Raw genomic sequence first — 13996 nt, 5'->3', positions numbered from 1 at the left:
CATGTATTAGGCACGCCGCCAGCGTTCGTCCTGAGCCAGGATCAAACTCTCCAATAAAGTGTTGTTTGATTAGCTCGTTTTTGCACTAAAAGTGCGATGCTGATAAATCAGCTTTTTTGAATTAACGTTGACGTTTTTGTTCGTTCAGTTTTCAAAGATCAATCTCATTCGCTTCAGAAGCGACTTTATTAATATAACATTTACATGTTATATTGTCAACATCTTTTTTATTTCTTTTTAAAAGAAATAACTTTTCCTGCTGACTTGAATTATTATATCAGCCTATTTTGCACAATGCAAGTGATTATCGAAAATAATTATATTTATATATGATTATTTAAAACTTCTTCGATATAAAGATGCCGATTTCTTTTTAAAGAGAGGATTTCACCTGTGCTGCTGATTTCTACAAGTGGTCTTGTAGGTGCTGTTTCATCCATAAACAGTATTTTTGCTGCTTGGCCATTAGAAATCTTCACTGTACTCCCAATAGAAAAAGTAATGATCCCTACACTCAATGCATTTAAAGCAGCCACATCATATTTTCCAAAGTGATTCTCTATGAGCATTTCCAATACTTGATAGGGCGAACGCTTTCGACGATACATTCTTTGTGAAGTCATCGCATGAAAAGCGTCAGCAACAGCGATAATTCTGCCAATGGGATACAGCTCTTTATCTTTCTTGCTATTAGGGTAGCCACTCCCATCTAGTCTCTCATGATGCTGGTAAATTGCATATTTTGTTTCTTCTTTTAACAAAGGTAACTCTTGAACCATTTGAAAGCTATATAACGGATGTTTCTTAATTTGCTCATATTCTTCGATTGTAAGGGGACCAGATTTTTTTATAATGGCCGAATTAACTTTCGCCATCCCAGCATCAATTAAACAACCCCCAATAGCAAGCTGAATAATATCACTTTTACCATACTTTAATTTCTTTCCTATATAAGCACTTAGCATTCCTACAGCAACTGCATGTTGGTATATGTATTGATCATCCGTAGATAAATAATACAATCGAAAGATATCAGAGGGTGGTGATTCCTCCATCTTTTCTACTAAAGGAAGCATAATGGCTAAGACTTTGCTAATATCAACTGGATAACCCGCTTGCCAGATTTCAAATTCTCTTTTGAATTTTTGTACACCCATTAAAAAGGAATCAATGAGGTCTTCTGCTACATCGCCTTCTTTGGTTTGTTCCGTTTCTAGCTCCGGCGGCAAAAATGGTTGGCCATCAACCAATGTCCTTGCCACTTCTACTTCTTTAATAAGAAATACGTTTAATATATTGAGAAGCTCTTGATTAAGCACAGTGTTTTTACTTATGATCGGCATTTTAGTCATTCCTGTTATATCTTCTGTGACGATACATCCCTCTTGAAGCTGATTGATTGCTACACGCATCTTTTCCACTCCATCCATAATTATCCTTCACTCTATTTTACTTTATTTACAAAAAAAGAGGAACACCATATTGCTTTGGTGTTCCTCTCCTGTATAATCTTATTCTTCTTCATTATTAATTTCTTCATCTGTATTGATTTCTTCCGCGCTGTTGATTTCTTCTTCCGGTAATTCATCAGCGTTTTCTAGTGGCTTGGTTAACTCATCATCGGACTTCTCATCATCTTTTTCAACTTTAGCAACAGTTGAAACAAATTCATCCTGACTTTCATCCAAACGGATAAGTTTAACACCTTGTGTATTACGTCCCATTGTTGAAATATCATTTACAGCCATCCGAATAAGGACTCCACCAGTTGTGATTAACATTAAGTCTTCTTCCCCTGTAACAGCCTTCATCGAAACGAGTGTTCCGTTCTTTTCCGTTACATTACAAGTCTTAATCCCTTTACCGCCTCTGCCTTGAACACGATAATCTTCAACCGGTGTACGTTTCCCGTAGCCCTTTTTCGTAACGATAAGGATTTTCGAATCTTCCTCTAGCACTTCCATGCCGACTACTTCGTCATCTTTACCTAAGGAAATCCCTTTAACACCAGTAGCTGTTCTACCCATGGATCTTACATCATCTTCTGGGAAGCGAATCAGCATACCACCTTTTGTCCCGATAATAATTTCTTTCTTGCCATCTGTTAATTTAACCGAAATTAATTCGTCGTCTTCTCTCAGACCTAAGGCAATCAATCCATTATTTCGAATATGTGCAAAGGATGATAAAGGTGAACGCTTGGAGATACCATTCTTCGTCGTGAAGAACAGGAACCAGTCATCGACAAAATCCTCAACAGGGATAATTGCATTGACCCATTCATCTTTTTCGACACCAAGAAGGTTAATAATCGGAATACCTTTTGCTGTTCTGCTATATTCAGGAATTTCATAACCTTTTGCACGATAAACTTTCCCTTTGTTTGTAAAGAAAAGAACCGTATCATGCGTGGAAGTTGAAATCAAATGCTCGACAAAGTCGTCTTCATTTGTTCCCATTCCCTGAATTCCTCGTCCTCCGCGTTTTTGGGCACGGTAGGTAGACACAGGCAATCGCTTAATATACCCCTTATGTGTCAACGTAAGGACAATATTTTCCTGCGGGATTAAATCCTCATCTTCAAGATGTTCTAATCCGCCTGAAACAATTTCTGTACGTCGCTTATCATTGAAGCGGTCTTTTATCTCAAGCAATTCTTCACGAATAATTTCTAATACCTTTTCTTCATTTGCTAAAATATCTTTTAATTCAGCTATGAGCTTAACAAGGTTTGCATATTCTTCCTCGATTTTTTCGCGTTCTAACCCTGTTAAACGCTGCAAACGCATATCTAAAATTGCCTGTGCTTGTTTTTCTGATAGATTGAAGTTTGTCATTAAACCTTCGCGGGCAATATCTGCTGTTTGAGAGCTTCTTATTAATTTAATGACTTCATCCAAATGATCCAGTGCGATTCGCAGACCTTCTAAAATATGAGCGCGCGCTTCAGCTTTTCTTAATTCAAACTCTGTTCTGCGGCGAATAACCACCTTTTGATGTTCAAGATAATACTCCAAACATTGCTTCAAATTAAGAACTTTCGGCTGACCACCAACAAGTGCTAGTATGTTTATACCAAAGCTTGTTTGCAACGCCGTGTGCTTGTATAAATTATTCAGAAGCACATTGGCGTTCGCATCCTTACGTACTTCCATAACTATCCTCATACCATTACGATCAGATTCATCACGCAGATCGGTAATACCATCGATTTTTTTATCACGAACAAGCTCAGCAATTTTTTCAATTAACCGTGCTTTATTTACTTGATAAGGAAGTTCATGAACAAGGATAACTTCTTTACCATTCGACTTTTGTTCAATTTCCACTTTGGCACGTATGGTAATTGAGCCGCGACCTGTTTCATATGCTTTGCGGATACCGCTCCGCCCTAGGATTAACCCAGCTGTTGGAAAGTCAGGGCCAGGAATAATATCCATAAGCTCTTGAATCGTTACTTCTGGATCCTTACTAATCGCAAGAACACCATCAATTATCTCACCAAGCTGATGTGGTGGAATATTTGTAGCCATTCCGACTGCAATGCCGGAAGTTCCATTGACTAAAAGGTTAGGAAAACGAGCTGGTAAAACGATCGGTTCTCTTTCTTCACCATCATAGTTATCTTGATAATCTATCGTATCCTTATTAATATCTCGTAATAATTCCATTGAAATCTTAGACATACGCGCTTCCGTATAACGCATAGCTGCAGCTGAGTCACCATCAACAGAACCGAAGTTACCATGACCATCGACAAGCATATAGCGATAGTTAAAATCTTGCGCCATCCGTACCATTGTTTCATAAACTGCCGAATCACCATGCGGGTGATATTTACCGATAACATCACCGACAATACGTGCAGATTTTTTAAATGGTTTATCTGAATGCATGCCTAAATCATGCATCGCATACAAAATACGACGGTGTACAGGCTTCAATCCATCGCGTACATCTGGAAGTGCACGAGACACAATTACGCTCATGGCATAATCAAGGAATGATGTTCTCATTTCCTGGCTAATATTAATTTCTTTAATTTGGGACCTTGGCGTTTCAGCCATATAAAGAACCTCCCTATTTAAGAGTCAGCCTTCACTCACTCTTTAGTTATTCGTACAATTTCAAATACGTAATCTATGTAAAAGCAGGATAGAATTTTTCTATCCTGGCTTCCATTAAATATCTAGATTCTTAACGTATTGTGCATTTTCTTCAATGAAGTTTCTGCGCGGTTCAACTTTATCACCCATTAAGATCTCGAAGGTTTCATCTGCTTCAATCGCATCCTCAAGACTCACCTGTAACAGCGTTCTTGTTTCTGGATTCATTGTTGTTTCCCACAGCTGATCTGGATTCATTTCTCCAAGTCCTTTATAGCGCTGAACATTTGGTTTCGGGCTGGCTGGGAGACTCTTCATCACTACATCAAGCTGGCGGTCATTGTAGGCATACTCGATTTTCTTTCCTTGCTGAACCTTATATAATGGCGGCTGTGCAATATATATATAGCCCGCTTCAAGAGTTTGTCTCATATAACGATAGAAGAACGTTAATAATAAAGTTCTAATATGCGCTCCGTCTACATCAGCATCCGTCATAATCACTATTTTATGGTATCTTGCCTTTGTAATATCAAAGTCTTCACCAATTCCTGTGCCAGATGCTGTAATCATTGCCCGCACTTCATTGTTTGAGAGAATACGATCTAATCTCGCTTTCTCAACATTTAAGATTTTACCTCGAAGCGGCAGGATGGCTTGGAAATGACGATCTCGTCCCTGCTTTGCAGAACCACCCGCGGAGTCACCCTCAACGATATATAGCTCTGAAATAGAAGCATCTTTTGACGAGCAGTCTGCAAGTTTTCCAGGAAGGCTGGAAACCTCAAGTGCACTTTTCCTTCTCGTTAATTCTCGTGCCTTTTTAGCAGCAAAACGTGCTCTGGCGGCCATTACACCTTTTTCAACAATTTTCCGGGCTACTGGTGGATTTTCCATAAGAAATTTCTCAAGTGCCTCAGAGAATATCGTATCTGTTGCTGCACGAGCTTCTGAATTTCCTAGTTTTGTCTTTGTTTGTCCTTCAAACTGGGGATCAGGATGCTTAATAGAGATAATAGCAGTTAAGCCCTCTCGCACATCTTCCCCAGTCAGATTCGTATCGTTCTCTTTAAAGATCCCATTTTTTCTGGCATAGTCGTTTATGACCCTAGTTAAAGCTGTTTTAAAGCCAAATTCATGCGTACCGCCTTCATAAGTATGAATATTGTTGGCAAAGGAATACAGATTGCTTGTGTAGCTGTCATTGTATTGCATGGATACTTCAATCGAAATTCCTTCGTGTTCACCTTCAATAAAAATCGGCTCTTCATGAAGAACTTCTTTTGATTTATTCAAATGCTCTACGTAAGACTTGATGCCACCTTCATAAACAAACTCTTTTACTTTATTCTCAACGCGCTTATCCTCTATGATGAGTTTTAAGCCTTTATTTAAGAACGCTAATTCACGCACTCTAGTTGCTAGAGTGTCAAATTCATACTCAAGTGTTTCTGTGAAAATTTCTTCATCTGGTTTAAAGTGAATCGTTGTACCCGTATGATCGGTTTCACCCACTACCTTTAAATCTGCAGCAGGCACACCTCTTTCATATTTTTGATAATGAATTTGTCCATCTCGATGAACATAAACCTCCAATATTGTAGAAAGAGCATTAACAACAGACGCACCTACACCATGAAGTCCACCGGAAACCTTATAGCCTCCGCCACCGAATTTTCCTCCGGCATGCAGGACTGTTAAGATAACCTCTACAGCTGGTCGTCCCATCTTTTCCTGAATCCCTACTGGTATTCCACGTCCGTTATCAATGACTTTAATGCTATTATCTTCCTCGATGCTTATGTTAATTTCCGTACAATAACCAGCTAAGGCTTCATCAATACTATTATCGACTATTTCCCATACAAGATGATGAAGTCCTTTTGCACTCGTCGATCCGATATACATTCCAGGACGCTTTCTTACCGCTTCAAGACCTTCTAGAACCTGTATCTGGCTTTCATCATAGGATTGTTGTTCCATTGCTTCCTGATCCATTGACACATCGATCACCTACACTTTCCATTTGCGTTGCATTTTTTTACCTGTATGAATTGGTTCATTAATCCTTTAAAACTCTTGCACACTTAATTTACTTGAGCGCTTTTTCAATGTGGCAGAGGCAAGAGGAGAATAATAAATATGATCAGTTGTAATCACAATCGACTTATAATCGCCTTTAGATAAATTAATTAATAGGCCCTTATCACGATGTAAAAACTCTTCTGTGTTCTTAGAAGAGCTGGCACTTTCTTTATCTATAATAGCGACAAGATCTTTTGTTCGTATGAGAACATCTTCACCTATATGGATATACAAGGTATCACCTCATTGAATCTTTTTAAGCATGCCTGCTTCCACTTGGAAAGCAGCAGCTTCCTTCAATGTCTGATGGTCAATGCCATCAACACTGGTCGTCGTAACAAAAGTTTGGACTTTTCCTTGTATGGTGTTCAATAAATGAGATTGTCTGTAATCATCCAATTCCGAAAGAACGTCATCCAGTAGAAGAATTGGATACTCCCCAATCTCGGAATGGATAAGCTCAATTTCAGCAAGCTTAACGGATAAAGCAGTTGTCCTTTGCTGGCCTTGAGAACCAAAGGTTTGAACATCTCTTCCATTCACTTGAAAAAGAAGGTCATCTCTATGCGGACCAAACATTGTCACACCACGATCAATCTCTCTATTTTTTGTCTTTAAATATTTTTCATTGTATACACTAATCATTTTCGACAAATCTTGTTCTTCTGATACCTCAACTGACGGCTTATACACGATTTTTAATGTTTCAAGACCTCTAGATATGCCTTCATGAATGGGCATGGCCCACTTTTCCAGCAGGTGAATGAAATCAAAACGCTTTAAAACAATCTTCGCCGCCATTTCAATGAATTGCTCCGTTAAAATGTCGAGCATCGTATGATCAGTTTGTTTTTTCGTTTGTAACAGCTTTAAATAATGATTGCGTTGCTGAAGAATTTTTTGATATTGATTGATGGCATGTAAATAGACAGGGGAAACTTGTCCAATTTCCATATCAATAAAACGCCGCCTAACTTGAGGGCTCCCCTTTACGAGATGGAGATCTTCAGGCGCGAACATTACTACATTCATATTTCCAACATATTGACTTAACTTTTGCTGTTCAATATGGTTGCATTTAGCCTTTTTCCCCTTTTTAGAAATAATCAGCTGCATAGGTAAGGAACCATGCTGTTTTTGGACCCTACCTTCTATTTTAGCATATTCCTCGTCCCAGCGAATAAGATCTTTATCATTGGAGGTACGATGTGACTTTGCCATTGCCAAAACGTAGATGGATTCCATCACATTTGTTTTACCCTGGGCGTTTTGCCCCAAGATTACATTTACTTTATTTTCGAAGCTTACTTCTAATGCATCGTAGTTTCGATAATTTTTTAATTGCAATTGCTCTATATGCATAGGCGGTTACATCCCTTATTTAATCCGTTACAATAAATGTTCCTTGGTTTGGAATTCTTATTTTATCTCCTGCGCGCAGCTTTCTTCCTCGACGCTGATCCTGTTCATCGTTCACGAACACTTCATATTCACTTAAGAACCATTTAGCCATTCCTCCAGTTTGGATGATATCAGCAGCTTTGAGAAATTGACCTAATGTAATATATTCCGTTTCTATTTTTACTTCGTTCATGTTTGCACTCTTCCTAAGTTTGACTTAAAGACATTCATCATGATTGATAGTATCTAATAGTTTATTTTACTAAATAATTGACAGATACACAAAAAAAATTAACAAAGTAGTTATTTTGTCTTCATTCTTCAACTTTTTCGAATCAATTAAAGCCTTAACCGCAAATCATTCATTTGCGGTTAAGGCTTTAGACAAACTCATTTAATTTCATAAAAAAGATGGTGTAGGATTTCCCGAAGCATACCGTTCGCTTTCGGCGGGGCGAGCGGTATGCCGCTATGTCGCTACGCTCCTGCAGGGTCACGGGCTATCTCGCTTCTCCCGCAGGAGTCGAATGGACACTTCACCAAATCCGCTGAATTTTGCCTATTTTTCCTTTTGACGACACAGTGAACTGCAAATCATTCATTTGCGATTCTCCTGTTTTTAGTAAGTTCTTACTGGCAATATTAATTGCAGGATAGAATCGTCATTTAATGGTCTGATGATGAAAGGCCTCATTGCACCAGTAAAATTCACTTTAATCTCAGGACCTTCCAAAGTTTTTAATGCATCCATCATAAATTTAGCGCTGAAAGAAATTTTTAAATCTTCCCCATCTTTAGTTTGGCTCGGGATTTCCTCCACTACTTTACCAATCTCAGGAGAATTAGACGAAATCTCAACGAAATCACCGTCTATTGTAGAAAACTTAACAACATTATTTTTTCCTTCACCTAAAAGTGAAGCGCGGTCGATTGCCTGTAAAAATTCCTTCGTCCCGACAACTACCTCAGTTTTGCTTTCAGTCGGAATCAATCTTGAAGTATCTGGATAATTCCCCTCCAGAAGTCTTGAGAAGAATAATAAATTTTCAGCTTTGAACAAAACTTGATTTTCTGTGATTACAATTTCAATTAAATCATTTTGGTCATCAAGAATTTTACTTAATTCATTTAGACTCTTCCCAGGAATAACGACATTGTATTGATCATTGCCTTCAGTTTCAATCTTTGCTTTTCTTAAAGCTAGTCGATGACTATCTGTTGCAATACAGGTTAATGAGTCATTTTCCACTTGCCAGTTGACACCTGTCAAGATGGGGCGTGTTTCTGAGGTGGACACTGCAAAAACCGTTTGTCTCACCATTGCTTTTAAAAGGTCGGTCGGCATTTTAAAAGCGTTCTCTTCTTCAATTTGTGGTAAATGAGGATATTCATCCGCATCAAGACCATTTATATTGAATTCAGATTTTCCTGATCGAATGACTGTTTGCAAGTGATTCTCTACATGAATTTCAACTAAATCAGTCGGTAATTTCTTTACGATCTCGCTAAAGAATTTTGCTTGTAGAACAATCGCTCCAGGCTGTTTAATTTCAACAATGACCTCATCTCCCTGGTTTTTGGGGATAAATGATTCAATGGAAATATCAGAGTCACTTCCTGTTAGAGCAACACCTTCATCTGAAGCGACAATTTTTATTCCCGTTAAGATTGGAATCGTTGTTCTGCTTGTTACTGCTTTCATTACATCCTGTACACCTTCAACTAATTTATCTCGTTGGATGGTAAACCTCATTTTTGTTATCCTCCGATTCATTTTTTTTAATAGTTATATATATATATTTTTATTTTAAAAGAATATAGAAGTACTAGTAGGGCCTGTTAGTATGTGGATAACTAGGATTTCGAATGGAAACACAGCCTATCCACATGTGGACAGACTGTGTATAAAGACAACGAAGTTATTCACATTAAACTTTTAGTAATTGGTGAATTTCTTTTACTTGTTTTTGAAATTGCATATCTGATTGCAGTAATCTCGAGATTTTTTCATGGGCATGAATAACAGTCGTATGATCGCGGCCGCCAAATTCCTCACCAATTTTCGGCAATGAAAAATCTGTTAGTTCTCTTGATAGATACATCGCGATTTGACGTGGAAATGCAACGGATTTTGTCCGTTTCTTCGCAGTAAAGTCCTCGAGCTTCACATTGAAATATTCTCCCACAACTCTTTGTATTTCATGAATGGTAATCACTTTTGGTTTTGAGCTTGGAATAATATCCTTCAATGCTTCCGCTGCTAAATCAGCATTTATATCTTTATTTATTAAAGAAGAATAAGCAACAACACGAATAAGCGCACCTTCTAATTCTCTAATATTAGAATCAATTTGGTTAGCAATATAAAGCATGACTTCGTTCGGAATGTCCAGCCCTTCTGCTTTTGCTTTTTTACGAAGAATGGCGATTCTTGTTTCAAGATCAGGTGGTGTAATATCCGTTATTAATCCCCACTCAAATCTAGAACGAAGACGATCTTCAAGGGTTGGTATTTCTTTTGGCGGTCGATCACTAGAGATGACAATTTGCTTACTTTCTTCATGTAAAGTATTAAATGTATGGAAAAATTCTTCTTGAGTTGATTCTTTTCCAGCTAGGAATTGAATATCATCTATTAAAAGAACATCTACTTTTCGATATTTATTGCGGAAATCAATGGCTTTATTGTCACGAATCGAGTTGATGAACTCATTAGTGAATTTTTCAGATGATAAATAAACGACCTTTGCCGATGGATTATGATCTAAAACATAATGGCCGATGGCGTGCATAAGATGCGTTTTTCCTAAACCAACTCCACCATAAATAAAGAGCGGATTATACGCTTTTGCCGGTGCTTCTGCTACAGCAAGTGAGGCAGCATGGGCAAAGCGATTACCGGAGCCAATAACAAATGTATCAAACGTATTCTTTGTATTGAGCATATTTAATGGCAGCTCTGGCTGATCTTCTTCACGGGGCTTCTTTTTAGCAGGCATTAAAGCATCTAGTTCCTCTTCTTTTTGATTTTGAGGAATGATGAATTTCACTTCTAATTTTTCGCCTGTTAAATCCTCAAGAATCCCTGAGATCAATGTGGAATAGCGTTCTTCAAGCCAATCGCGCGCAAACTCATTTGGTGCTTTTATTACTAAAGTGTCACCTTGTAATAGATGTGCTTTAGTTGATTTTAGCCATGTATCAAAGCTTGGTTTGCTTATTTTTCTTTCAATATTGGCCAATGCTTTTTGCCAAAGATCCTCAATATTCTCCAATGCATGTCCCTCCTTTTCATTCGTTTCGTGGGAAAAAGCTACAGGTATTATTCCAAAATAACCTATAAATTTATAAATATACGAAACTGTTTATGTGGAAAAATATATAATAAGGAAGTTTAGTGGAATTTCGACAGTATCCACTGTCTGTGGACAAAGTTCTACAGATGGGTTGAATAACCTGTCCACAATCTATCCACAATCTGTGGATAAGGAAGAAATGGTTGATCATTTATTAAGGGTGAAAACACAAATATGATAACAGATATTACTAGACCATGCAACGTTTTTTCAACCTTTATCCACAAGTAGAACAGGCTGTTAATAATAATTGTCCACAGGTAGTGTTTCTGTGAAAAACTTGTCTATATATGGTGTGGATAAAAGAAAAAATGTCGAAAAATTATCCACAAGTTTTTTTCGTGGTTATTTTGGGAATGTTAGGTACTTCATTTTCTAAAATGGTTAAAGGAAGGATCTTTCATTGTAAACGATAGGGATAAAAAACGGGCATCCAAAAACTGTTATCAATTATAGGGTGACAAATAATCAAAAAGAGGTTAAAATTCTTGAGTAATCATTATGTATGAAAAAATGGAGCGTAGGGATGTTTACTTTGCAATTTATGCAGGGTAGTTGACAATCTTTGGGTACCATCTATATAATTAGAAAGACTGTCTTTAACAGCTATTCCTCAGGGAGGTGTCATATAATGAAAAGAACTTTTCAACCAAATAAACGTAAAAGAAGTAAAGTTCATGGATTCCGCAGCCGCATGAGCAGCTCAAACGGACGTAACGTCCTAGCTCGTCGCCGTCGCAAAGGAAGAAAAGTATTATCTGCTTAGGCCACTGAAACATCAGTGGTCTTTTTTTCGATACATCATTATATGTTACTTTTTGAAAGTGTTTTTTTAAAGAAGGTGTAAATGACATGAAGAAAGAATTTAGAGTAAAAAAGAATAAAGAGTTCCAAGAGGCCTTTAAGCGGGGCAAGTCATTTGCCAATCGTCAATTTGTCGTTTATTCATTACAAAAGGGCGAACAGTTACATTTTCGCATTGGTTTATCTGTCAGTAAGAAGATCGGCAATGCCGTTATGCGCAATCAAATAAAAAGATATATACGCCAGGCCTTTCATGAGTTAGACGCTGATTTGAAACAGGATTATGATTATATCATTATCGCAAGAAAGCCTGTGTCCAGTATGGATTTTCATGAAATAAAAAAGAGTTTAATTCACGTTTTGAAGCTTTCAAAGGTTTTGAACAAACCTAAACATGGAAATAATAAACAAAAAACTATTCCAACCGAGTTAAAAGGCTGAAATGTGTCGCTAAGTCTCTGCCTTTAGATTGGTTTCAATTTATCCTCTTTTAATGATAGGAGTTCTGCTTAAAAGATGATAAAATACATAACAGGATAAATTCTCAGTGTTCAGACATCTTTTTTTGAGGACAAGTATGGATGAAACGGTGAGTGTATCTATATTTTCTAGGCATTAAGGAGGAAAAAACGGTTGAAGAAACGAATACCTTTATTAATTGGCTTAATTCTAGTGACAGTTTTACTTGCAGGATGTACAGAATTTAATCAGCCAATTACGTCTGAAAGTGAAGGCTTTTGGAATGAATTCATAGTGTATCCGCTTTCTATTTTCATTATTAAGATTGCGGAAATTTTTCCAGGTGCAAGCTACGGCTTATCCATTATTATCGTAACAATTATTATCCGTCTGATACTTTTACCTTTGATGATAAAGCAAACAAGAAGTTCAAAAGCGATGCAGGCAGTGCAACCTGAAATGCAACAATTAAGGGCAAAATACAGCTCTAAAGATCAGAAAACACAGCAAAAGCTACAGCAGGAAACGATGGCACTATTTCAGAAGCATGGTGTAAACCCATTAGCAGGATGTTTGCCATTAATCGTTCAAATGCCGATTTTAATTGGTTTCTATCATGCAATCTCACGTACTACAGAAATTGCAGAGCATAATTTCTTATGGTTTGATCTTGGTGCGCCAGATCCAATCTATGTATTGCCAGTTGTTGCTGGTATCACTACTTTCATCCAGCAGAAAATGATGATGGCAGGTCAAGATATGAGTGCCAGTCCACAAATGGCAACGCAAATGACCATGATGCTTTGGTTAATGCCGATCATGATCGTGGTTTTTGCTATCAATTTCCCGGCAGCACTTTCTTTATACTGGGTAGTAGGTAACTTATTCATGATTATTCAAACTTATTTTATTAAAGGTCCAGATTTGAAGAAATCTAAACAAACGCAACCTGCGGGAGGAGCGAAAAAGTGAAAGAAATAACTGCTACAGGACAAACCGTCAGGGAAGCAGTAGATTCGGCTTTAGCTCAATTAAAGACAACCGAGGAACGTACTGAAATTACCATTGTTGATGAGGGAAAAAAAGGGATTCTAGGCATTTTTGGATCCAGACCTGCAGTGATAAAAGCGGTAATAAAAATGGATCCGATTGAAGAAGCGGAGAAATTTTTATTAGAAGTCAGCGAAAAAATGGGCACGCCGATTGAGATTGAAACTGTAAAAGACGGTAAAAATGTTCAATTTATCTTATCAGGAAAAAAAATCGCCTTACTAATTGGTAAAAGAGGACAAACCTTAAACTCTTTACAATATTTAACGCAGCTAGTGGTAAATAGATATTCAAATCAATACTATAATGTAATGCTTGATGCTGAGAATTATCGTAAAAGAAGATATGATACGCTTATTCAACTTGCAGAACGACTTGCCTTGCAAGCAATTAAGACAGGAAAGAAAATTGCTCTAGAGCCGATGCCGTCATATGAAAGAAAAATTATTCATACTGCTTTAGTAAATGACAAACGTATTCAAACCTTTTCGGATGGTAATGATCCTCACCGTCATATTGTAATATCACCAGTTAAGAATAAGTGAAAAAACCCCAATCCATGTAAAATAGGATTGGGGTTTTTTGATGCAATGTGTGAATATCACTATTTGGTTCCGAACAGGTTTTGATAGATTTTGCTTTTTTCGGAACCTTAAATCTAGGTCAATGACAAGGTCAATTGTGAATTATGTTCCCGATTGATTGTTATTCACATGTGGATAAGTTAAAATAGAC

12 protein-coding genes are annotated in these 13996 nt (G+C 37.4%); 4 read left to right on the top strand and 8 right to left on the bottom strand.

All coding sequences use genetic code 11. From position 1 onward, the window contains the following. Positions 1 to 323: 323 nt before the first annotated feature. From J2S17_RS18715 to dnaA, 8 genes are all read right to left on the bottom strand, one after another. The gene (locus J2S17_RS18715; protein WP_307477290.1) at positions 324 to 1430 is read right to left on the bottom strand and encodes an HD-GYP domain-containing protein; all 1107 of its coding nucleotides are present in this window, start codon (positions 1428 to 1430) and stop codon (positions 324 to 326) included. A gap of 81 nt (positions 1431 to 1511) precedes the next feature. Beyond that, positions 1512 to 4067 (bottom strand): DNA gyrase subunit A, encoded by a 2556-nt coding sequence (gene gyrA / locus J2S17_RS18710; protein WP_307477289.1) that lies wholly within the window; start codon positions 4065 to 4067, stop codon positions 1512 to 1514. A gap of 114 nt (positions 4068 to 4181) precedes the next feature. Beyond that, entirely contained in the window at positions 4182 to 6089 is a 1908-nt protein-coding gene (gyrB, locus tag J2S17_RS18705) for a DNA topoisomerase (ATP-hydrolyzing) subunit B (RefSeq protein ID WP_370875067.1), read from the bottom strand. Positions 6090 to 6176: 87 nt separating this feature from the next. Continuing rightward, complete coding sequence (gene remB / locus J2S17_RS18700) at positions 6177 to 6425, bottom strand: extracellular matrix regulator RemB (protein ID WP_307477288.1); 249 nt, start codon at positions 6423 to 6425, stop codon at positions 6177 to 6179. A gap of 9 nt (positions 6426 to 6434) precedes the next feature. Then, positions 6435 to 7553 carry a DNA replication/repair protein RecF gene (gene recF / locus J2S17_RS18695; protein WP_307477287.1) on the bottom strand — a complete coding sequence of 373 codons (1119 nt, stop codon included), beginning with the start codon at positions 7551 to 7553 and terminating at the stop codon, positions 6435 to 6437. Positions 7554 to 7572: 19 nt separating this feature from the next. Further along, positions 7573 to 7785: a S4 domain-containing protein YaaA gene (gene yaaA / locus J2S17_RS18690; RefSeq protein ID WP_307477286.1), complete on the bottom strand. Its 213-nt coding sequence runs from the start codon at positions 7783 to 7785 to the stop codon at positions 7573 to 7575. Between the two features lie 426 nt (positions 7786 to 8211). Continuing rightward, positions 8212 to 9345, bottom strand: a complete 1134-nt coding sequence (gene dnaN, locus J2S17_RS18685) for a DNA polymerase III subunit beta (protein ID WP_307477285.1) — start codon at positions 9343 to 9345, stop codon at positions 8212 to 8214. Positions 9346 to 9520: 175 nt separating this feature from the next. After that, positions 9521 to 10867, bottom strand: a complete 1347-nt coding sequence (gene dnaA, locus J2S17_RS18680; protein WP_307477284.1) for a chromosomal replication initiator protein DnaA — start codon at positions 10865 to 10867, stop codon at positions 9521 to 9523. 712 nt (positions 10868 to 11579) lie between these two features. On the opposite strand from dnaA, the gene rpmH reads away from it, so the two are divergent. From rpmH to jag, 4 genes are all read left to right on the top strand, one after another. Next, positions 11580 to 11714 carry a 50S ribosomal protein L34 gene (gene rpmH, locus J2S17_RS18675; RefSeq protein WP_066441866.1) on the top strand — a complete coding sequence of 45 codons (135 nt, stop codon included), beginning with the start codon at positions 11580 to 11582 and terminating at the stop codon, positions 11712 to 11714. 86 nt (positions 11715 to 11800) lie between these two features. Continuing rightward, positions 11801 to 12193: a ribonuclease P protein component gene (rnpA, locus tag J2S17_RS18670; RefSeq protein WP_307477283.1), complete on the top strand. Its 393-nt coding sequence runs from the start codon at positions 11801 to 11803 to the stop codon at positions 12191 to 12193. A 192-nt stretch (positions 12194 to 12385) separates the two neighbouring features. Further along, entirely contained in the window at positions 12386 to 13183 is a 798-nt protein-coding gene (gene spoIIIJ, locus J2S17_RS18665; RefSeq protein ID WP_307477282.1) for a YidC family membrane integrase SpoIIIJ, read from the top strand. Further along, positions 13180 to 13806 carry an RNA-binding cell elongation regulator Jag/EloR gene (gene jag, locus J2S17_RS18660; RefSeq protein ID WP_307477281.1) on the top strand — a complete coding sequence of 209 codons (627 nt, stop codon included), beginning with the start codon at positions 13180 to 13182 and terminating at the stop codon, positions 13804 to 13806. Before spoIIIJ ends, jag begins: the two co-directional genes overlap by 4 nt. Positions 13807 to 13996 lie beyond the last annotated feature (190 nt).

It is taken from the genome of Cytobacillus purgationiresistens, from assembly GCF_030813235.1.
Taxonomy (GTDB): domain Bacteria; phylum Bacillota; class Bacilli; order Bacillales; family Cytobacillaceae; genus Cytobacillus; species Cytobacillus purgationiresistens.
This window is presented reverse-complemented; position numbering and strand designations above follow the sequence as displayed.